Annotated in this window: 17 protein-coding genes; 8 read left to right on the top strand and 9 right to left on the bottom strand. The window is 69.5% G+C overall.

Annotated elements, in window-relative coordinates; genetic code table 11:
- Window positions 1–112: 112 nt before the first annotated feature.
- On the bottom strand, window positions 113–1,327 hold the full coding sequence (locus IEZ21_RS07655; protein WP_189321113.1) for an oxygenase MpaB family protein: 1,215 nt from the start codon (window positions 1,325–1,327) through the stop codon (window positions 113–115).
- 345 nt (window positions 1,328–1,672) lie between these two features.
- On the opposite strand from IEZ21_RS07655, the gene IEZ21_RS07650 reads away from it, so the two are divergent.
- Window positions 1,673–2,278, top strand: coding sequence for a TetR/AcrR family transcriptional regulator (locus IEZ21_RS07650; RefSeq protein ID WP_189321112.1), 606 nt, complete (start codon window positions 1,673–1,675; stop codon window positions 2,276–2,278).
- Window positions 2,279–2,352: 74 nt separating this feature from the next.
- Here the strand turns inward: IEZ21_RS07650 and IEZ21_RS07645 are convergent, their stop codons facing one another.
- Window positions 2,353–5,349: a bifunctional [glutamine synthetase] adenylyltransferase/[glutamine synthetase]-adenylyl-L-tyrosine phosphorylase gene (locus tag IEZ21_RS07645; RefSeq protein WP_189321111.1), complete on the bottom strand. Its 2,997-nt coding sequence runs from the start codon at window positions 5,347–5,349 to the stop codon at window positions 2,353–2,355.
- 144 nt (window positions 5,350–5,493) lie between these two features.
- Here IEZ21_RS07645 and IEZ21_RS07640 point away from each other — a divergent pair, with 144 nt between their 5' ends.
- Both IEZ21_RS07640 and IEZ21_RS07635 read left to right on the top strand, forming a co-directional pair.
- The gene (locus tag IEZ21_RS07640; protein WP_189321110.1) at window positions 5,494–6,006 is read left to right on the top strand and encodes a pyridoxamine 5'-phosphate oxidase family protein; all 513 of its coding nucleotides are present in this window, start codon (window positions 5,494–5,496) and stop codon (window positions 6,004–6,006) included.
- Window positions 6,007–6,038: 32 nt separating this feature from the next.
- Window positions 6,039–6,488, top strand: a complete 450-nt coding sequence (locus tag IEZ21_RS07635; RefSeq protein ID WP_189321394.1) for a VOC family protein — start codon at window positions 6,039–6,041, stop codon at window positions 6,486–6,488.
- 164 nt (window positions 6,489–6,652) lie between these two features.
- Here the strand turns inward: IEZ21_RS07635 and IEZ21_RS07630 are convergent, their stop codons facing one another.
- The gene (locus IEZ21_RS07630; protein ID WP_189321109.1) at window positions 6,653–7,057 is read right to left on the bottom strand and encodes a YunG family protein; all 405 of its coding nucleotides are present in this window, start codon (window positions 7,055–7,057) and stop codon (window positions 6,653–6,655) included.
- 125 nt (window positions 7,058–7,182) lie between these two features.
- The gene (gene glnA2, locus IEZ21_RS07625) at window positions 7,183–8,544 is read right to left on the bottom strand and encodes a gamma-glutamylpolyamine synthetase GlnA2 (RefSeq protein ID WP_033325549.1); all 1,362 of its coding nucleotides are present in this window, start codon (window positions 8,542–8,544) and stop codon (window positions 7,183–7,185) included.
- A gap of 318 nt (window positions 8,545–8,862) precedes the next feature.
- Here glnA2 and IEZ21_RS07620 point away from each other — a divergent pair, with 318 nt between their 5' ends.
- The 3 genes from IEZ21_RS07620 to IEZ21_RS07610 all read left to right on the top strand — a co-directional run bounded on the left by IEZ21_RS07620 (window position 8,863) and on the right by IEZ21_RS07610 (window position 12,017).
- Window positions 8,863–9,528: a thioredoxin-like domain-containing protein gene (locus IEZ21_RS07620; protein WP_189321108.1), complete on the top strand. Its 666-nt coding sequence runs from the start codon at window positions 8,863–8,865 to the stop codon at window positions 9,526–9,528.
- 45 nt (window positions 9,529–9,573) lie between these two features.
- Window positions 9,574–10,197, top strand: coding sequence for a DUF305 domain-containing protein (locus tag IEZ21_RS07615; protein WP_189321393.1), 624 nt, complete (start codon window positions 9,574–9,576; stop codon window positions 10,195–10,197).
- 65 nt (window positions 10,198–10,262) lie between these two features.
- Window positions 10,263–12,017: an NAD+ synthase gene (locus IEZ21_RS07610; protein WP_189321107.1), complete on the top strand. Its 1,755-nt coding sequence runs from the start codon at window positions 10,263–10,265 to the stop codon at window positions 12,015–12,017.
- A gap of 59 nt (window positions 12,018–12,076) precedes the next feature.
- Here IEZ21_RS07610 and IEZ21_RS07605 read toward each other — a convergent pair whose 3' ends face one another.
- The 4 genes from IEZ21_RS07605 to IEZ21_RS07590 form a co-directional block, all read right to left on the bottom strand.
- Window positions 12,077–13,300, bottom strand: coding sequence for an MFS transporter (locus tag IEZ21_RS07605; protein WP_189321106.1), 1,224 nt, complete (start codon window positions 13,298–13,300; stop codon window positions 12,077–12,079).
- Between the two features lie 89 nt (window positions 13,301–13,389).
- A complete protein-coding gene (locus tag IEZ21_RS07600) occupies window positions 13,390–14,427 on the bottom strand; it encodes an endonuclease/exonuclease/phosphatase family protein (RefSeq protein ID WP_189321105.1) in 1,038 nt (345 codons plus the stop codon).
- A 233-nt stretch (window positions 14,428–14,660) separates the two neighbouring features.
- Window positions 14,661–15,281: a TetR/AcrR family transcriptional regulator gene (locus IEZ21_RS07595; protein ID WP_189321104.1), complete on the bottom strand. Its 621-nt coding sequence runs from the start codon at window positions 15,279–15,281 to the stop codon at window positions 14,661–14,663.
- 41 nt (window positions 15,282–15,322) lie between these two features.
- On the bottom strand, window positions 15,323–16,915 hold the full coding sequence (locus IEZ21_RS07590; RefSeq protein WP_189321103.1) for an MFS transporter: 1,593 nt from the start codon (window positions 16,913–16,915) through the stop codon (window positions 15,323–15,325).
- A gap of 199 nt (window positions 16,916–17,114) precedes the next feature.
- Between IEZ21_RS07590 and panB the strand changes: the two genes are divergently transcribed.
- On the top strand, window positions 17,115–17,978 hold the full coding sequence (gene panB, locus IEZ21_RS07585; protein ID WP_189321102.1) for a 3-methyl-2-oxobutanoate hydroxymethyltransferase: 864 nt from the start codon (window positions 17,115–17,117) through the stop codon (window positions 17,976–17,978).
- A 519-nt stretch (window positions 17,979–18,497) separates the two neighbouring features.
- Here the strand turns inward: panB and IEZ21_RS07580 are convergent.
- On the bottom strand, window positions 18,498–18,977 hold the full coding sequence (locus IEZ21_RS07580; protein WP_189321392.1) for a DUF6194 family protein: 480 nt from the start codon (window positions 18,975–18,977) through the stop codon (window positions 18,498–18,500).
- 47 nt (window positions 18,978–19,024) lie between these two features.
- On the opposite strand from IEZ21_RS07580, the gene IEZ21_RS07575 reads away from it, so the two are divergent.
- Window positions 19,025–19,774, top strand: coding sequence for a MerR family transcriptional regulator (locus IEZ21_RS07575; RefSeq protein WP_189321101.1), 750 nt, complete (start codon window positions 19,025–19,027; stop codon window positions 19,772–19,774).
- The last annotated feature ends 74 nt before the right edge of the window (window positions 19,775–19,848 follow it).

The following is a 19,848-nucleotide window of genomic DNA, read 5'->3' as shown; positions in this document are numbered from 1 at the left end:
GGCGGCGCGGAGGAAGCGGGACTTCCCTTCCCGGAGGCGGCCATCGTCGGTCGCGTGTCGCAGGAAGGACATCGCGGAAGGTCGCGGAAGGACGTCGCGTCAGGAAGGAGAGTCAGGCCGCCCAGGCGCCCGGGCGAACGGCTCCCGCGGTACGACGGCAAGAGGCGTCACAGGAATGTGCGGCTGTTCGCAGTTCCGGCCCTGATTCCTCCAGAGCCCGGCGGCGGGCTTCGGGGGCCGAGGCCGAGGAGTAGGTCTGCCAGTAGCGGGCCTGGCGATTGAGCTGGCCGATCAGCGGCATGAGATCGGTGGCGGCGGGGACATGGGGGATGCCCAGGCGGTCTCCCCACTCCTCGCCGAAGGCCCGCCGCAGCACGCTGTCGATGAGGTGGCGCAGCTGCTCCTCGGACAGCACGGCGCCCGGCGCGCCGGCCATCGCGCGGGCCTGTGCGTCGACCATGGCGGCGGTCAGTGCCGTCGAGTTCTCGTCGGGGGTGTCCGTCGTGGCGTCCAGCAGGTCCTGCAGTCGGCGGGCGCCGGCGTGGTCGACCACGTCCTTGTAAAGGCGTTCGTCGAGCCCCAGGAGATGAGCGACGTACGACCAGTACTGGTAGAGGCTGCGCTCCTCCTCGTCGGTGATGTCGATGCCGACGGCTGTGAGGGCCTGGAAGGCGATGAGGGTGAAGCCGAGCCAGGTGCGGGCCATGTCGAGCTGGCCGATCGGCAGGCCCCAGCTGCCCCTGTCCCAGTCCGTGAGGGTCGTGGCCCGCATACGGGCATGGGCCAGCCGGAGCTCGACCGTGGCCAGGTACCCCGGTCGTCCGCGCAGCAGCCCTCCCGGCCGTATGGTCTGGCGCGCCCACACCCCCATCTCCGCGAGCCGGAGCGCGGCAGCCATGTCCGCCGGCCTGTCTGTTGCGGCCAGCAGTCGTGCGGTGGCCGGGGAGGCGTAGCTGTGTGCGAGCGCGCCGGTGATCGAGCAGAGCCCGAACCACATGGGGGGCACGGACAGGCTCACGGCATCGCCCTTGTGGAGCAGCAGCGGGTCCACCCAGGTGGGGGTGGTCTCCAGGTGCTTCAGCAGCGCGCCGATGGCCGCGGAGGGCTGTCGGCCAAGGCTGGGCAGGCCGCGCCTGAGGCCCGCGTCGAGGGCACGCCGGGCCCGCGGGCCGTAGAAGTCCAGTTCGGCGATGACGGCATCGGCGAGCGGGTCCCCGGCGGTGAGCAGGGTCACCACATGGTCGGCCCTGGTGCCGTACCGACGGCGCGCCGCATCCAGGTCGACCACGCGCTCAGGGGCCTTGCGGGGCGTGTGCTTCGCATCCATGGGGTTCTCACTTTCGAGCAGGTACGGCGGTCCGGCCGCCGGGTGAGGGGGGAGACGTGCTCGGGTGTCGATCCGCGCGGATCAGTTCTGGGAAACGGCTGCTCAAGTCGCTTCCCTGCATCACAGGGTCGATTTCTGACACCTGTCAGGTTAGCCTGATTCTGACAGGTGTCAAGTAAGCTGTTCATGGGTTCACGAGAGGGCCGCGGAGCGCCTGTCGGGACGCAGGCAACGCAGGTCACGCGGACATGAGCAAAAAGTCAGCAACCAGTCTTGGAGGCAACGGTGGGAGCAAGAGCCGAATCCACTCGACGGCCGGGGCGCCCCGGTGCGGGCACCCCCGCGGTGCCCGAGGAGGAAAGCATCCTGCAGCGAGGCCTTGAGGCCTTCGCGGAGCTGGGCTACGAGCGTGCTTCCGCACGCGAGCTGGCCCGCCGCCTGGGTGTCAGCCACAACTTCATCAACGACCGCTACGGGTCCAAGGCGGCCTTCTGGCGCGCGGCGATGGACTCCGCTCTGGAGGCGCCACTGGCGCGTCTGGCACAGGTGGATCCCTCGCTCGACGACGCCGAGCAACTGCGGCAGCTCATCACCGGCTTCTACCGGACCGCCGCGGACACATCGCGGATCGAGCGGATCATGCTCGATGAACTGTCCCGGGACACCGAGCGGCTGGACTACCTGTACGAGCGCTACATCGCCCCCACCCTGCAGCTCATGATGCCGAGCATCGAGCGGCTCGTCGCCTCCGGACGCATGGCGCCCATCCCGATGGACATGCTGTTCTTCGTCGTCATCCCTCCCGTCTCGGGAATCCTGGAGGGGCCTTTGACGCGGCGGCTGGGCAGGCCCATGCCCGCCTCGCCGGAACAGCTCACGGCCACCGCGGAATCACTGGCGGCGATCGTGGTCAACGGGCTGCTCGCGACAGGCGCGGCGGGGAGCCCCTGAAGCTGGACTCGGGCCCGTTGGCTACCGCCGGGGGTGCCCAGAGGCGCCCCCGGACGGGCTGATTCTCAGCCCGTCTACCCCCCGTAGAACAGCTCCTCCACCACACCCCGAGCCCGCCGCGTCGTACGCCGGTACGCGTCCAGCATGTCGCCCACATGCCCCGGACCGAACCCCAGATACCGCCCCACCGCCGCCAGCTCACGCCCGTCCGACGGGAACGTGTCCCCGGCCCGCCCCCGCACCAGCATCACCGCGTTCCGCACCCGAGTGGCCAGCACCCACGCCTCGTCCAGTGTCGAAGCGTCCTCGGCGGAGATCAGTCCGGCGGCGCACGCGGCGGCCAGGGCCTCGCGCGTACGGGTCGTACGCAGGCCCGGCTCCGCCCAGCCGTGCTGGAGCTGGAGGAGCTGCACCGTCCACTCCACGTCGGACAGCCCGCCGCGCCCCAGCTTGGTGTGGAGGGTGGGATCGGCGGCGCGGGGCAGGCGCTCGGACTCCATCCGGGCCTTCAGCCGCCGGATCTCGCGTACGGCGTCGTCGCCGAGCCCCTCCGGGGGATACCGCAGGGGGTCGATCAGTTCGATGAACCGCTGCCCCAAGTCCGCGTCCCCGGCGACGGGTTCGGCCCGCAGCAGGGCCTGGGACTCCCACCCCAGGGACCACCTCCGGTAGTACGCCTCGTACGAGTTCAGGGTCCGCACCAGCGGCCCCGACTTCCCCTCCGGCCGCAGATCGGCGTCGATCAGCAGCGGCGGGTCGGAGCTCGGGATCTGCAGCAGCCGCCGCATCTCCGACACCACGGCATGGGCGGCCCGCGAGGCCTCCTGCTCGGCCACGCCCTCGCGCGGTTCGTGCACGAACAACACGTCCGCGTCAGAGCCGTAACCCAGCTCGTGTCCGCCGAACCGGCCCATCCCTATCACCGCGAACCGGGTCGGCAGCGTGTCCCCCCAGCCCTGTCGCACGACGGCACGCAGCGTCCCGGCGAGGGTCGCGGCCGTCAGGTCGGACACCGCACCGCCGACCAGATCGACGAGCGCGCCCTGATCGGCCGCGGCGGGCGACTCCTCCGTGCCGTACGAGCGGACGATGTCGGCGGCGGCCGTACGGAACAGCTCGCGTCGCCGCACCCCACGCGCGGCGGTGACCGCGGCCTCTCCCCCGTCGGCGCGCCCCACGGCGGCGAGGATCTCCTGCTCCAGGTGGGCACGGTCGCGGGGGCCGAGACCGCCCCCTTCGCCGTCGCCGAGCAGTGCCACCGCCTCCGGGGCCCGCATCAGCAGGTCGGGCGCGAGCCGTCCGGCGGACAGGACCCGGGCCAGGTTCTCGGCGGCGGCTCCCTCGTCCCGGAGCAGCCGCAGGTACCAGGGGGTTTTGCCCAGGGCGTCGGACACCTTGCGGAAGTTGAGCAGTCCCGCGTCGGGGTCGGCGGAGTCCGCGAACCAGCCAAGGAGCACGGGCAGCAACGTCCGCTGGATCGCGGCCTTGCGGCTGACCCCGGACGCCAGCGCCTCCAGGTGGCGCAGCGCGGACGCCGGGTCCTTGTAGCCGAGAGCGACCAGCCGCTCCCGGGCTGCGTTCGCGCTCAATCGGGCCTCGCCGGGGGCGAGTTGGGCCACGGCGTCGAGCAGCGGCCGGTAGAAGAGCTTCTCGTGCAGGCGTCGTACGACGGAGGTGTGCCGCCGCCACTCGCGGTTCAGCTCGGCGACGGGGTCGGTGCGCAGGCCGAGCGAGCGGCCGATACGGCGCAGATCGGCGTCGCTCTCCGGCACGAGATGCGTACGCCGCAGCCGGTAGAGCTGGATGCGGTGCTCCATCAGGCGCAGGAACTTGTACGCCTCGTCCAGCTGTACGGCGTCGGAGCGCCCCACGTAGCCGCCCGCGGCCAGTGCCTTCAGGGCTTCCAGCGTGGTCCGGCTCCGTAGCGACGTATCGGCCCGGCCGTGCACCAACTGCAGGAGCTGTACGGCGAATTCGACATCCCGCAGGCCACCGGGACCGAGCTTCAGCTCACGCTCGATCTCGGCCACGGGGATGTTCTCGACGACGCGGCGGCGCATCTTCTGGACGTCGGGGACGAAGTTCTCGCGTTCGGCTGCCTGCCAGACGAGGGGGGCGAGCGTGGCGACGTACTCCTCGCCGAGTTCGACGTCCCCCGCGACCGGCCGGGCCTTGAGCAGGGCCTGGAACTCCCAGGTCTTGGCCCAGCGCTGGTAGTAGGCGAGGTGGCTGGAGAGCGTACGGACCAGCGGGCCGTTTCTGCCCTCCGGCCGCAGATTGGCGTCGACGGGCCAGATGGAACCCTCGACGGTGGTCTCGGAGCAGATCCGCATCAGGTGGGAGGCGAGCCGGGTCGCGGCCCGCAGGGCCTTGCCCTCGTCGGCTCCCTCCACGGCCTCCGCCACGAAGATGACGTCGACGTCGGAGACGTAGTTCAGCTCCTGTCCCCCGCACTTGCCCATCGCGATGACCGCGAGACGGCACATGGCGGCGTCCTCGGGGGCGGCGGCCCGGGCGATGGCGAGCGCGGCGCGCAGGGTGGCGGTCGCCAGGTCCGCGAGTTCGGCGGCGGTCTCGGCGAGGTCGGTGGTTCCGCACACGTCGCGTGCGGCGATGGACAACAGGCAGCGGCGGTAGGCGACGCGCAGGGACACCGGGTCGGCGGCTTCGGCGAGGCCGAGCTCGAACTCCGCGATCCCGGGGTGCAGGTCCTGCGGCTCGTACATCACGAGCGCCTGCCAGTCGAGCGGGTGCCGGGCGAGATGGTCGCCGAGCGCGGCGGAGGCGCCGAGCACTCCGAGGAGCCGGTCGCGCAGCGGCTTCGCCGCGATCAGCGTGTCCAGCAGCTCGCTCCGGCCCGCGTGGTCCTTCTGCGCCTCCACGAGCCGTACGAGCCCGAGCAGCGCCAGGTCCGGATCGGCTGTCGCCCCGAGTGCGTCGAGCAGGACCGGGTCGTTCCTCACCGGCGTCAGCTCGCCGCTCTCCAGAAGCCGCTCGGCGGCCGACGGATCGGTGAAACCGTGCCGCAGCAGCCGCGAGAAGGTACTGCTCCTGCGCCCCGGCGTCGCCATCCCCGGCCTCCCCTCGGATCAAGGTCCTACGGCCTTGAGCCTAACCGGAGTACTTGAGGGAAGCGCCCGGGCGGAAGTGCATGCGATGCGAACGATGAGTTCGGGTGGGCGGCGGAGTCTGCTCTGGTGAGGAGGAGAATCCATATGGAACCACTGGAACCGCAAGCTGAACTCGACGCCCGATACAGCAGCGAAGACGCCACCGCACTCCCCTGGTCGGAGACCGAGGCGATGCTCTCCGAAGCCGAGCTGTTCTGGATCTCGACGGTACGGCCCGACGGGCGGCCCCATGTCACACCGCTGCCCGCGGTGTGGGCGGACGGCGCGCTGCACTTCTGCACCGGGCCCGAGGAGCGCAAGGCACGGAACCTGGAGCGGAACGCGAACGTCGTGCTGACCACCGGCACCAACACCTGGAACAAGGGCTACGACCTGGTGGTGGAGGGCGAGGCGGTCAGGGTCGCCGACGACGGCCGGCTGCGCGAACTGGCCGACGCCTGGGAGCGCAAGTACGGCAGCTTCTGGCACTTCGAGGTACGGAACGGCCGCTTCCACCACGGGCCGGGCGATGCCCTCGTCTTTTCGGTGGCGCCCCGGACCGTTTTCGGCTTCGGTAAGGGAGAGCCGTTCAGTCAGACCCGCTGGCGGTTCGAGTGACTCTTTCGTCGGGGCGAACTGGAGGACCAGTGATCGAGTACACGCTCGAAGTGATCCCACTGCCGGTCAGCGACATCGACCGGGCCCGGGACTTCTACCGGGACAAGGTCGGCTTCCATGTCGACATCGACCAGGAGGTCATGCCCGGCATGCGCATCGTCCAGCTGACGCCTCCGGGCTCCGGCTGCTCGATCGCCCTCGGTGACACCCTCTGGGAGACGATGGACGGCCCGACGCCGGCCCCCGGCTCGTACCAGGGCCTTCAGCTGTGCGTCACGGACATCAAGGCGGCCCACGCCGAACTGACCGAACGCGGCCTGGAGATCTCCGAACCGGTGCAGTACACCCCGGAGGACGGCGCCACCTTCATGCACTTCAAGGACCCGGACGGCAACAGCTGGTCCATCCAGGAGTACCGCCGCCGGGCCACGGAGCCCTTGCACGAACTGCTGGCCGAGCAGAGGCGGCAGCGGGAGAGCTGAGCGGGACGGGGAAGGGCAGGCGCGCTCTCGGAGATCCTTCCGAAGGATCTCCGAGAGCGCGCCTGTCGCCGCCGGAACCACCCGAACCGGAGCCCCGCGCCAGACCCGACGAACCGCTGAGAAGGAGGCGCGGCACTGAACCAGCCGGGCTGATCCCCGCCCTGTCAGCTGGGCTCCGGCAGACGGCCGAGGTGCTTGGTGACGCGGTCGCGCAGAAGGAGGTACTCCTTCCAGCGGCGGGGCAGAGGGCCCGGTGGGCGCTCCACATGCCGGGCGGCGGTGACGGTCTGGCCGTGCTGGAACTGCTCGCGTGTCAGGTCGAGCTCCACACCGCTGGGCAGCCGGTTCCACCAGTGGAAGCCGTGCTGGGTTCCGTCGAGATACACCTCGCCGACCACGAGGTCGCCGCCGAAGACGTCGTTGACTATCAGGGCAGTGATGTCGCAGTGACCCCAGGCCGGATTGCCTGGCTGCCAGTCGGCGCGAGCAAGGTCGTCCGGGGAACAGGTGTCGGCGGCCCAGCTGGATCTCAGGGCCTTGTCAAGATCGAGAAGGTTCCAAGGAGTCATGCCCTCCAGCATCACAGCCACCACTGACATCGGAGCGGAAGCCTGGCGAGACGCCGCAGGGGCGACGGTTCGCGAACCGCCGCCCCTGCGTGGGGTTCCAGCGAGACACCCCGACTGACCTGCGCCTACAGAACCGGCAGGTTCTTCCGCAGCTCGAAGGCCGTGACCTCGGAGCGGTACTCCTCCCACTCCTGGCGCTTGTTGCGCAGGAAGAAGTCGAAGACGTGCTCGCCCAGGGTCTCGGCGACCAGGTCGCTGCGTTCCATCAGGGAGAGGGCCTCGCCGAGGTTCTGCGGGAGGGGCTCGATGCCCATGGCGCGGCGTTCGGCGTCCGTGAGGGCCCAGACGTCGTCCTCGGCGCCCGGCGGGAGTTCGTAGCCCTCCTCTATGCCCTTGAGGCCGGCGGCCAGCAGGACCGCGTACGCCAGGTACGGGTTCGCGCCCGAGTCCAGGGAGCGGACCTCGACCCGCGCCGAGCCGGTCTTGCCGGGCTTGTACATCGGGACGCGGACCAGGGCGGAGCGGTTGTTGTGACCCCAGCAGATGTACGAGGGGGCCTCGCCGCCGGCGCCCGCGGTGCGCGCGGCACCGCCCCAGATGCGCTTGTACGAGTTCACGAACTGGTTGGTGACCGCCGTGATCTCGGCGGCGTGCTTCAGCAGGCCCGCGATGAAGGAGCGGCCCACCTTGGAGAGCTGGTACTCCGAGCCCGACTCGTAGAACGCGTTCCGGTCGCCCTCGAAGAGCGAGAGGTGCGTGTGCATGCCGCTGCCCGGGTGCTCGGAGAACGGCTTCGGCATGAAGGTCGCCTGGACGCCCTGCTCCAGCGCCACCTGCTTCATGACCAGGCGGAACGTCATGATGTTGTCGGCCGTGGACAGCGCGTCCGCGTACCTCAGGTCGATCTCCTGCTGGCCCGGCGCGCCCTCGTGGTGCGAGAACTCGACCGAGATGCCCATCGACTCCAGCATCGTGATCGCCTGACGGCGGAAGTCCATGCCCACGTTCTGCGGAGTGTGGTCGAAGTAGCCGGAGTTGTCGGCGGGCGTCGGCCGCGAGCCGTCCAGCGGACGGTCCTTGAGCAGGAAGAACTCGATCTCCGGGTGGGTGTAGAAGGTGAAGCCCAGGTCGGAGGTCTTGGCGAGGGCGCGCTTCAGCACGTAACGCGGGTCCGCGAAGGACGGGGAGCCGTCCGGCATGAGGATGTCGCAGAACATACGGGCCGTACCGGGGGCCTCCGCGCGCCACGGCAGGACCTGGAAGGTCGACGGGTCCGGCTTGGCGATCATGTCGGACTCGTAGACCCGGGCGAAGCCCTCGATCGCGGAGCCGTCGAAGCCGATGCCCTCGTCGAAGGCCTGCTCCAGCTCGGCCGGGGCCACGGCCACGGACTTGAGGAAGCCCAGCACGTCCGTGAACCACAGCCGTACGAACCGGATGTCGCGCTCCTCCAGCGTCCGGAGTACGAACTCCTGCTGCTTGTCCATCTTCCGCTTCCACCCATCCTTGCTGGTCAGACCGCCTGCTCCCGCGCCACGGGAGGCGGTCGGGCACCTGAGCATCCCACCACAACACCATTTCGTGCGCATTGCGGACCTTGATCGGGCGGCCGACCTCGGTCTGAACGTCTCACGTACGGCAGGTGTCCTGCTCTGCCGCCCATACTGCCTGCTCACCCGAGCCCTTGTAATGCCGGGGCGCGAAATGTATGGCCAACGACCAGGGGCCCTACGTACGCCGCTACCGGCCGGACTACGATCAACCTCACCCGACCGTCTGTCCCCCAAGGCCCCTAAGGACTCATCATGGGTTCCGCGAAGAACAAAGCGTCCGCGTCGCGCAAGGCGCGCATAGAGGAGATGCGCCGTGCCGAGCAGGCCCGCGAGCGCCGCAACCGGATACTCACGATCACCGCGAGCGTGGTCATAGTCGGCGGCCTCGTGGCCGGAGGTACGTACCTCATCAACTCGCAGTCCGAGGACGACAGCAGCAGCAGCGCGTCGGCCGGTCAGAAGGGGAAGTTCGTCACGGGCGAGGACGGCGTCAGGACCTGGAGCACGAAGCTGACCCAGACCCACGTCAACGGCGACGTCAAGTACGCGATGAACCCCCCGGTGGGCGGCGACCACAACCAGGTGTGGATGAACTGCGACGGCGATGTCTACACCGAGGAGATCAAGAAGGTGAACGCCGTGCACTCCCTGGAGCACGGCGCGGTCTGGGTGACGTACAACAGCAAGGCCTCGGACGCGGACGTGAAGGCGCTCGCGGACAAGGTCGAGAAGACCCCGTACTCGTTGATGAGCCCGGTCGAGGACCAGAAGGACCCGATCATGCTCTCCGCCTGGGGCGCGCAGCGCACGGTGACGAGCTCGAAGGACCCGAACGTGAACAAGTTCTTCGAGAAGTACGTACAGGGCGAGCAGACGCCGGAGAAGGGCGCCGCCTGCACCGGCGGCCTCGACAAGTAGCAGCAAGTACGTACGTACGACAGCGAACAGGAAGCCGTGGCAACGATGAAGCACGTCGGCTGGATCGCCGGGGCCGCCGGGGTCGTTTTCATGGCGGCCGTCGGCGGGATCACGTACACGGTCACCGACGGCGACTCGGGCGTGCGGGTCCCGGCGGCCGATTCCGCGGACGCGGGTTTCGCGCGCGACATGGCGGTCCACCACCAGCAGGCCGTCGAGATGTCGTACATCGTGCGGGACCGCACCGAGGACGAAGAGGTACGCCGTCTCGCGTACGACATCGCGCAGACGCAGGCCAACCAGCGCGGCATGATGATCGGCTGGCTGGACCTGTGGCAGCTGCCGAAGGTGTCCGCGGACCCGCCGATGACGTGGATGGGCATGGGCGACATGCCGTCCGGTGAGGACGGCGCGCTGATGCCGGGGATGGCGAGCGATGCCGAGATGGAGTCGCTTCAGAAGGCGAGCGGCAAGGCCGCCGAGGTCCGCTACCTCCAGCTGATGTACGCCCATCACGTGGGCGGTGTGCACATGGCCGAGGGATGCGTGGAGCGGTGCGAGGTCGGGGTGGAGCGGGATCTCGCGCGGGGCATGGTCGAGGCGCAGGAGTCGGAGATGAAGCTGATGACGGACCTGCTGAAGAAGCGCGGGGCAAAGCCCTCCGAGTAACGCCCAGCTGAGGGCGTGGGGCTTCCCACACCCCATTGCGTCGCTTTGACGATTACACTGGGCCCGTGCCTCAACTACGCCTCGCCCTGAATCAGATCGACTCGACCGTCGGCGATCTCGCCGGTAACGCCGAGGCGATCGTCCGCTGGACCCGGCACTCCGCCGAGCAGGGAGCGCATCTGGTGGCGTTCCCTGAGATGGTGCTGACCGGGTATCCCGTCGAGGACCTGGCCCTGCGGCCGTCCTTCGTCGAGGCCTCCCGCGCGGCCCTGCGCAGTCTCGCCGCGCGCCTTGCCGACGAGGGCTTCGGCCGGCTGCCGGTGGTCGTCGGCTATCTCGACCGGTCCGAGGCCGCCCAGCCGAAGTTCGGGCAGCCGGCCGGGGCGCCGAGGAACGCCGCCGCCGTGCTGCACGGCGGCGAGGTGGCGCTCACCTTCGCCAAGCACCACCTGCCGAACTACGGCGTCTTCGACGAGTTCCGCTACTTCGTGCCCGGCGACACCCTGCCGATCGTGCGGATCCACGGCATCGACGTCGCCCTCGCCATCTGCGAGGACCTCTGGCAGGACGGCGGGCGGGTGCCGGCCACCCGGACCGCCGGGGCCGGGCTGCTGCTCTCCGTCAACGCCTCCCCGTACGAGCGCGACAAGGACGACACCCGCCTCGAGCTGGTGCGCAAGCGGGCGCAGGAGGCCGGCTGCACGACCGCGTACCTCGCCATGATGGGCGGGCAGGACGAGCTGGTCTTCGACGGGGACTCGATCGTGGTCGACCGGGACGGTGAAGTCGTCGCGCGGGCCCCGCAGTTCGCCGAGGGGTGCGTCGTACTCGACCTCGATCTGCCGGCCGCTGCCGCCGAGCCGCCGTCCGGCATCGTCGACGACGGGATGCGGATCGAGCACCTCGTCATCTCCGAGGACCCGCTGCCCTCGTACGAGCCGGAGCTCACCGGTGGATACGCGGAGCGGCTGGACGACGACGAGGAGGTGTACTCGGCGCTGGTGGTGGGGCTTCGGGCGTACGTCGCGAAGAACGGTTTCCGTTCCGTGCTGATCGGGCTCTCCGGTGGCATCGACTCCGCGCTGGTGGCCGCGATCGCCTGCGACGCGCTCGGCGCGGAGAACGTGTACGGGGTCTCGATGCCGTCCAAGTACTCCTCGGACCACTCCAAGGGGGACGCGGCCGAGCTGGCGCGGCGGACCGGGCTCAACTTCCGGACCGTACCGATCGAGCCGATGTTCGACGCGTACATGGGGTCGCTGGGGCTCACGGGTCTCGCCGAGGAGAACCTCCAGTCGCGGCTGCGCGGCACGATGCTGATGGCGATCTCCAACCAGGAGGGGCACATCGTGCTGGCGCCGGGCAACAAGTCCGAGCTGGCGGTGGGCTATTCGACGCTCTACGGCGACTCGGTGGGGGCGTACGGTCCCATCAAGGACGTGTACAAGTCGTGGGTCTTCCGGCTCGCGCAGTGGCGCAACCGCGCGGCGGCCGAGCGCGGCGAAACGCCGCCGATCCCGGAGAACTCGATCACCAAGCCGCCGAGCGCGGAGCTGCGCCCGGGCCAGGTCGACACGGACTCGCTGCCCGACTACCCGGTCCTGGACGCGATCCTGGAGCTCTACGTCGACCGCGACACGGGCGCCGACGCGATCGTGACGGCAGGCTTCGACCGCGAGGTCGTCACGAAGACGCTCCGTATGGTCGACACGGCCGAGTACAAGCGCCGCCAGTACCCGCCAGGCACGAAGATCTCGGCGAAGGGCTTCGGCAAGGACCGGCGGCTGCCGATAACGAGCCGCTGGCGGGAGCAGGCGTAGCAGTACGAGGTGGGGGCGCCCGGTGCACACCGGACGCCCCCACCTCGTATCCAGTCAGGTCAGCGGCGAGCCGCTTCCTGCCGCTCCGGTACATGCGTGGCGACCAGACGGCTGACGTGCGTCGTCGGCACCGCCCGGCGGCGGTCCACCGTGTACGCAAACGCCGCGACCCCCAGGCCCAGCACCGCCAGCGCCGCGCCCGCCAGCGCCGGGGAGGTCGCCCCGAAGCCCGCCGCCAGGGCGAGGCCGCCGACAAGGGCGCCGCCGGCGTTGGCGAGGTTGAAGGCGGCCTGGTTGGCGGAGGAGGCGAGGGAGGGGGCCGCGGAGGCCTTCTCCATGACCATCAGCTGGAGCGGGGAGCCGGTGACGAAGGCGGCCGTGCCGAGCAGGAGCACCGCCAGGGCGGCGGTCCACTGCGTGGTCATCAGCAGCGGGAACAGGGCGAGGACCGCGGCCAGCGCCGTGAGGCCGCCGAAGAGGGTGCCCCGCAGGGAGTGGTCGGCCAGGCGCCCGCCGAGCAGGTTGCCGGCGGTGGCACCGACGCCGAACAGCGCCAGCAGCACGGTCACACGGGAGTCGGCGTATCCGGCGGAGTCCGTCAGCATCGGCGTGATGTAGCTGTACGCGGAGAACAGCGCGCCGAAGCCCGCGACCGTCGTCCCGAGGGCGAGCCAGACGGGGAGCGAGCGCAGGGCGGTCAGTTCGCCGCGCAGTCCGGCGGCGGGGGCGCGCGTGTGGTCGTGCGGCAGGAGCAGGGCGAGCGAGGCGATGGCGGCGAGGCCGATCGCGCTGACGCCGAGGAACGTGGCACGCCAGCCGAGGTGCTGGCCCATGAGGGTCGCCACGGGAACCCCCGCGATGTTCGCGACGGTCAGGCCCAGGAACATCAGCGAGACCGAGCGTGCCTTGCGCTCGGGGGCGACCAGGCCGGTGGCGACGACGGCGCCGACGCCGAAGAACGCGCCGTGCGGCAGACCGCTCAGCAGCCGGGCGGCCAGCAGCCAGTGGTAGTCGGGCGCGAACGCCGAGAGCGCGTTGCCCGCGACGAACAGCGCCATCAGGCCGATCAGTACCTTGCGGCGCGGCATCTTCGCCGTCACCGCGGCGAGCAGCGGGGCGCCGACGACGACACCGAGCGCGTACGCCGAGACGAGGTGCCCGGCGGTGGGGATGGATATGTGCAGGTCGTCGGCGACGTTGGGCAGCAAGCCCATCATCACGAATTCGGTGGTGCCGAGACCGAAGGCGCCCACGGCGAGCGAGAGCAGGGGTGCCAGGGGCATGGAGGGCCTTTCAGAGTTGCAGAGCGGAGTTCCGTACATCGTATGTTCAAGTACGGAACAAACTCTCTCAGGCCCAGTATTCCAAGGAGTTACGAGCCGGTGTCCGCAAGCTTCACGCGGGCGGCGATCGGGAGATGGTCGCTGCCCGTCTCCGGCAGCGACCAGGAGGTGACCGGCTCGACGCCCTTCACCAGGATCTGGTCGATCCGCGCCATCGGGAACGACGCCGGCCAGCTGAACCCGAAGCCGCTGCCCGCGGCGCCCTGTGTGGAGCGCATCTGCGCGGTGATGCCGTTGAGCGCACGGTCGTTCATCGTGCCGTTCAGATCGCCGAGCAGGACGGACATCGGCAGCTTCTCGGCGGAGATGGCATCACCCAGCGCGTTGGCGCTCTTGTCGCGCTGCCGCGCGGTGAACCCGGCCTCGATCTTCACCCGCACCGAGGGCAGGTGCGCCACGTACACCGCGAGTTGCCCGCCCGGCGCGGTGACGGTCGCCCGCATGGCGCGCGTCCAGCCCAGCTTGATGTCGACGGCCTTGACGTCGCTCAGCGGGTACTTGCTCCACAGGCCGACGGTGCCCTGCACGGAGTGGTACTTGTACGCCCCGGCCAGCGCCTTCTCGTACACCGGGACCACGGTCTCCGTCAGCTCCTCCAGGGCCACCACGTCGGCCCCGGAGGCGGCCACGGCGCGGGCGGTGCCGGACGGGTTCGCGTTGTCCGCGTTGACGTTGTGCTGGGCGACGGTGAGGTCGCCGCCGCTGCCGGTCTTGTCGAAGACCAGTGAGCCGAAGAGGCTGAACCAGACGATCGCGGGCAGCAGCACGGCGATCAGTGCGGTCGCGGACCGCCTCAGCAGCGCGAGGCCGAGCAGCACCGGGATGAAGACGCCCAGCCAGGGCAGGAACGTCTCGTTGAGGGAACCGAGGTTGCCGACCGTGTTCGGGATCTGCGCGTGCAGCACCATCAGGAAGGCGATGAGGACCGCACAGACGGCGAGGACGATGCCGCGACGCCAGATACGGCGGTCGCCCCGAAGGGTGTCGAGCAGGCGCTGAAACCGGGGCTCTCTGCGGTCGGGCTCCTGGCCGCCGCTGCCCGCCTCCGTCTTGTACGCCTGCGCCATACTCTCGACCTCACAACGTGCCGTTCACCCATCCCCCGCACCCAAGAACCCTAGGGGATGATCGCGTTCACTCCGGCCGCCCCGACGGACGGCGATACGGGCACGATGACGCCCTTGCCTGCGTACCCAGTTCCGATCGTCCACCCTGCGGGAGCGGTCTGTGACGAAACCCTCACATTCACTCAGGGGTCGGCCAGGCTTAAGCAACTTGGCGCCTTGACGGCCTGGCGCTCTCACCCCTTGCCGGGGCGCAGTCCCTCCAGGACGGTGTCGACGATCTCCTCGGCGAGGCCGTCGGGGAGTTCGGCGTCGGGGCGCATGACGGTGCGTACGAGCATGGGACCGGCGAACAGGTCACCGATCAGCTCGACATCGAGGTCGGAGCGGATCTCGCCGTTCTGCTGTCCGCGGCGCAGCACCTCGTGGGTGAGCCGGCGCCGTGGCTCGATCACGTTCGCGTCGTACGCCTTCCACAGCTTGGGGCTGCTCTTCATCTGGGCGAGGACGTTGTGCGCGAGCGACGAGGTGCGGTTGGCCAGGCCGCGCCTGCGTATCGACTCGAGGAGGGCGATCAGGTCGTCGCGCGTCGAGGTGCCGGGCAGCTTCAGGTCGACCTGCTCGGCGGCGCGCATGACGTCGCAGAAGAGCTCTTCGCGGTTGCTCCAGCGGCGGTAGATGGTGGCCTTGCCCACCCCCGCGGTGCGGGCGACGCGCTCGATGGAGATCTCCGCGAGCGGGACGCCGTCCTCCAGGAGTCCGATGACGCCCTCGATGATGGAACGCTCCACGCTCTCACTGCGCGGGCGCCCTCTCACGGCCCCACCACGTCCGGCCCCCTGCTCCGCGAGGTCCACGCCAACTCCCTTCGTCCGCCGCCCGGTTCGGGCCGATTCTCTCAGTGTTCGGCAGCCATCAGTTCGGATTCCTCTCCCCCGGGCTCCTTCGGGGCCGGGTCCCGGCCCGGCAGGAACAGCGCCACGACCAGGGCTCCGAAGAGGGCGACACCGGCTCCGCCCAGAGCGGTGAGATGCATGGCGTGCAGGAAGGCGTCGTGCGCCGGGGTGACCAGGGCCTCGCCCTGGGGCCCGAGCTTCGCGGCGGCACCGAGGGTGGCCTCGATGGATTCGCCCGCGTGGTGCCGGAGGTCGGCGGGCAGCAGGGTGAGCTTGTCCTCGATGCCCGAGCGGTACGACGCGGACAGGACCGAGCCGAGTACGGCGATGCCCAGGGCGCCGCCGACCTGACGGAAGGTGTTGCTGAGCGCGGAGGCGGAACCGGCCTTCTCGCGGGGCATGGTCTGCATGATCACGACGCTGGTGGGCGTCATGACGTGCGCCATCCCGGTGCCCATCAGGAAGAAGATGACCTCCAGGACCCAGATCGGCGTATCGGCGTCCAGGATGGTGAACGCGGCCAGCATCACGGCGATGAGCGACATGCCGCCGGTGGTCGTGATCCGGTAGCCGAAGCGGTCGACGACCAGCCGGGCCCGCGGTGCGAACACGAGTTGTGCCACGGCCAGCGGCAGCATCAACAGGCCTGTCTGGAAAGGCGAGTAGCCGCGCACGGTCTGCGTGTAGAAGACCGCGAAGAACGTCACGCCCATCAGCGCGAAGAAGACCAGCCCTATGGCGCCGATGGCCGACGAGAAGACCCGGTTCTTGAAGTACGTGACGTCGACGGACGGGTGGTCGATGCGCTTCTCGTACCAGACGAATCCGGCGAGTACGGCGAGTCCGGCACCCATGGTCGCCAGCACCTCGACGTCGGTGAAGTCGGCGAGCTGGCCGCCCTTGATGATGCCGTACACGAGCAGGACGAGCCCGACGACGGACAGCAGCACGCCCACCGGGTCGATCCGGCCGGGCTTCGGATCGCGGGAGTCGGGAACCAGCACCGTCATGAGCCCGATCGCCAGGATCACGATCGGCACGTTGATGAGGAACACGGACCCCCACCAGAAGTGATCGAGGAGCACCCCTCCGGTGATGGGCCCGATGGCGATGGCGAGTCCGACGCCGCCCGCCCAGATGCCGATGGCCTTCGGCTGCTCGTCCCGCTCGAAGACGTTCATGAGGACGGCGAGGGTGGCGGGCATCACGAAGGCGGCACCGAGCCCCATCAGGGCACGGAAGCCGATGAGCTGCTCGGGTGAGCCGGAGAACGCGGCGAGCGCCGAGGCGCCACCGAAGACGGCGAGCCCGCCGAGCAGCACCTTCTTGCGCCCGAGCCGGTCGCCGAGGAGGCCGGCCGTGAACAGCAGCCCCGCGAAGACGAGCGTGTACGCGTTGATGGCCCACTCGAGCTCACTCTGGGTGGCCCCCAGGCCGGTCGGGGCGGGCGTCGAGATGGTCTTGATCGCGACGTTCAGGATCGAGTTGTCGAGTACGACGATCAGCAGGCTCAGCATCAGCACGCCGAGGATCACCCAGCGACGCCGATGCACGGCCTCCGGTACACGGGAGCCGGTGGCGGCGGGAGTAGTCATGCCGTCGAGGTTAGCGAATAACGATACGAGACGGTCTCGTATCTGAATTCCTTTACCGAGAACTTACGCGGAAAGAGTTGCCGCGGTCACAACGGGAGGCCATGAGAGCCCCTAGCCGTTCCATGGCACGAGGTGCCACCATGGAGGGGATCCGGGGACGCCGTCAGGGCGCCTCGAGATGACAGAAGGAGCCGTTGCGATGACGCAGCTCTCGGCTGCCCAGAAGACCCCCGACAGCAGCAGGACGCTGTACGGCGGAAAGGGCACTCGCCGCATCACTGTCCGCGACCTCAACGCCGCCAAAGAGCGCGGCGAGAAGTGGCCCATGCTCACCGCGTACGACGCGATGACCGCGTCCGTCTTCGACGAGGCCGGCATCCCGGTCATGCTCGTCGGCGACTCGGCGGGCAACTGCCACCTCGGGTACGAGACGACCGTGCCCGTCACGCTCGACGAGATGACCATGCTCTCCGCCGCGGTCGTACGGGGCACCTCGCGCGCCCTGATCGTCGGCGACCTGCCCTTCGGGTCGTACCAGGAGGGCCCCGTGCAGGCCCTGCGCTCGGCCACACGCCTGGTGAAGGAGGCGGGGGTCGGCGCCGTCAAGCTGGAGGGCGGCGAACGCTCGCACCGCCAGATCGAGTTGCTCGTCGAGTCCGGGATCCCGGTCATGGCACACATCGGTCTGACCCCCCAGTCCGTGAACACCATGGGCTACCGCGTCCAGGGCCGCGGCGAGGAGGCCGCCCAGCAGCTCCTCCGCGACGCCAAGGCCGTCCAGGACGCCGGGGCCTTCGCGGTCGTCCTCGAACTCGTACCGGCCGAGCTGGCCGCCGAGGTCACACGTGTCCTGCACATCCCGACGATCGGCATCGGGGCCGGTCCTGACACCGACGCGCAGGTCCTCGTCTGGACGGACATGCTCGGGCTGACGAGCGGCAAGATGCCCCGCTTCGTCAAGCAGTACGCCGACCTTCGGTCGGTCATGACGCAGGCCGCGCAGGCATTCGCCGAGGACGTGGTCGGCGGGGCGTTCCCGACGGAGGAACACTCCGTTCACTGAGCGGGTTGCCTCCGGCGGTTGGGCGGGTGGGTTCGTTTTTGGGTGCGGGTGTGTGGGTGGCTGGTCGCGCAGTTCCCCGCGGGGTGCCTCCGGTGGTTGGGCGGGTGCGGGTGCGTCGTGGCTGGTCGCGCAGTTCCCCGCGCCCCTGGGTGGGTGGTGGGTCGGGGTCGTGGGCCGGTGCGTCAGCCCGTCGCAGGCCGGGCATACAACCCTGGCCTGGTACACGGTGCGGGTTCTCCGAGACCGAAGCTAAGCGACGGGCATACGACGCACCGACCCACGCCCCCTCCCGCCGGAGGGAGAGTGCCGGTTCGTTGTGGTGCGGGCTTTCCCGAGGCCCGGGCTTGTCCGGGGCGCGGGCAGCCGCAGGCTTTTGCTTTTCAGGGGCGCGGGGAACTGCGCGACCAGCCACGACGCACCCGCAGCCGCGACACAACGTGTCACCCCCACCCCCCCCCTTGGGTTCTAGTGCCGCATCAGGCAACGTTCGCCCTCAAGTCCACCTGATCTGGAACCGTGTCAGTCATCCTCCAGAGACTTTCCCGGTTCGTGTCGCCGCGCGAACCTGGCACGAGCGGCGTCGTGGGCGCTGCGCAGAAGCTGCACGACCGTGTCCGTTGTCCTCTCACCAGGATTGACGACACAGATCCAGCCGAGCGCCCCGTACACCGGGTGCGGCATCGCGCTGTCGGCGGCTGCGTAGTCGCGAGGTCGGGTGAGGCTGCGCGGTTCCTCCCCCGTGAGTTCTCGGAACGTCGCACGGTCGGCGTGGATGTTCACGCGCCAGCGGCCCGGAGGGTCAAGGTCACAAGCGGCATCGTCGGGGTAGTTCTTGGTGACGATCGTTCCGTAAGGCTGGACGTTCTGAGGCATCTGGCCGTCGGGGGCGTAGTAGAAGAACGCATCCCCCCACGCGATCTCGGGGAAGTCGCCGCCCGGCTCCGGGACAACCACGAGCGCCCCGGCGAAGCCTCGCACGGTCGCGATGATCTGTTCCATACTCATGGTTCAAGCATCACCTTCAAGTGCTTATGTGGGGTTGGCCGATGGGCGAGGCGGTGAGCGGTTCGCAACAGGTACCGCTCCGAACCGCCGATGTCGCCAAGGAGTCGGGGTACTCGGTGCAACAGGTTCGCGACCTGGAGCGGCTGGGAGTCATTCCCCCAGCCTCTCGATCGAGCAACGGTTACCGGTCCTACACGCCGCTGCACGTGCACGCCCTGCGCGCCTATCGAGGACTCGCAGGTGCTGTTGGGCCTGTCACAGCCCGGCAGATGCTCGCGGAACTGCGAACCGAGACGATCACGGAGGCAGCCTCAGCGATCAGCACGGTCCATGTTCGGCTCGCGCGGGAACGCGAGGAGGCCCTGCGTGCTCAACAAGCGTTGCGTGCGATCCAGGCCGAAGCGAACACACCCGAGTTCGAGCAGGAGAGCGACGCGATGACGATCACGGAGCTCGCCAGAGCGCTTGATGTACGCCCCTCGACCCTGCGGTTCTGGGAGCAGGAAGGGCTTGTCACCCCCGACCGGGTGACGTCACTGCGAGCGCGCCGCTACGACCTGTCAGCCATCAGAGCGGCCCGAATCGTTGCGGCCCTGCGCAGCACCGGTTACGGCATTCCCGCGGTGCGCGAGATCATGGGCTCCCTGCATCAACTCGAGGGCCTGGGAGAGATCCGACGCATCCTGCAACAGCGTCTTGACCAGATCGCCATGCGGACCGTGGCGCTCCTCCGGGCGGGCGCAGACCTGGCAGCCGTCGTCACGGCCGCCCAGGAACCGACGACCACTTAGTGCCGCATCAGCAACGTTCGCCCTGTCATGAGGCAGCGCTCGGTTGCTGCGCCGGGCTGCACCGGACGGCCAGA

Source organism: Streptomyces flaveus (genome assembly GCF_014647675.1).
GTDB lineage: Bacteria > Actinomycetota > Actinomycetes > Streptomycetales > Streptomycetaceae > Streptomyces > Streptomyces flaveus.
Note: the sequence above shows the minus strand (reverse complement) of the source record. Positions and strands in the feature narration are given on the sequence as shown.

Coding starts and splice junctions, on each gene's coding strand:
- IEZ21_RS07655 (WP_189321113.1), bottom strand. CDS start 1,327: ATGGATGCGAAGCACACGCCCCGCAAGGCCCCTGAGCGCGTGGTCGAC.
- IEZ21_RS07645 (WP_189321111.1), bottom strand. CDS start 5,349: ATGGCGACGCCGGGGCGCAGGAGCAGTACCTTCTCGCGGCTGCTGCGG.
- IEZ21_RS07640 (WP_189321110.1), top strand. CDS start 5,494: ATGGAACCACTGGAACCGCAAGCTGAACTCGACGCCCGATACAGCAGC.
- IEZ21_RS07630 (WP_189321109.1), bottom strand. CDS start 7,057: ATGACTCCTTGGAACCTTCTCGATCTTGACAAGGCCCTGAGATCCAGC.
- glnA2 (WP_033325549.1), bottom strand. CDS start 8,544: ATGGACAAGCAGCAGGAGTTCGTACTCCGGACGCTGGAGGAGCGCGAC.
- IEZ21_RS07620 (WP_189321108.1), top strand. CDS start 8,863: ATGGGTTCCGCGAAGAACAAAGCGTCCGCGTCGCGCAAGGCGCGCATA.
- IEZ21_RS07615 (WP_189321393.1), top strand. CDS start 9,574: ATGAAGCACGTCGGCTGGATCGCCGGGGCCGCCGGGGTCGTTTTCATG.
- IEZ21_RS07605 (WP_189321106.1), bottom strand. CDS start 13,300: ATGCCCCTGGCACCCCTGCTCTCGCTCGCCGTGGGCGCCTTCGGTCTC.
- IEZ21_RS07600 (WP_189321105.1), bottom strand. CDS start 14,427: ATGGCGCAGGCGTACAAGACGGAGGCGGGCAGCGGCGGCCAGGAGCCC.
- IEZ21_RS07590 (WP_189321103.1), bottom strand. CDS start 16,915: ATGACTACTCCCGCCGCCACCGGCTCCCGTGTACCGGAGGCCGTGCAT.
- panB (WP_189321102.1), top strand. CDS start 17,115: ATGACGCAGCTCTCGGCTGCCCAGAAGACCCCCGACAGCAGCAGGACG.
- IEZ21_RS07580 (WP_189321392.1), bottom strand. CDS start 18,977: ATGGAACAGATCATCGCGACCGTGCGAGGCTTCGCCGGGGCGCTCGTG.
- IEZ21_RS07575 (WP_189321101.1), top strand. CDS start 19,025: ATGGGCGAGGCGGTGAGCGGTTCGCAACAGGTACCGCTCCGAACCGCC.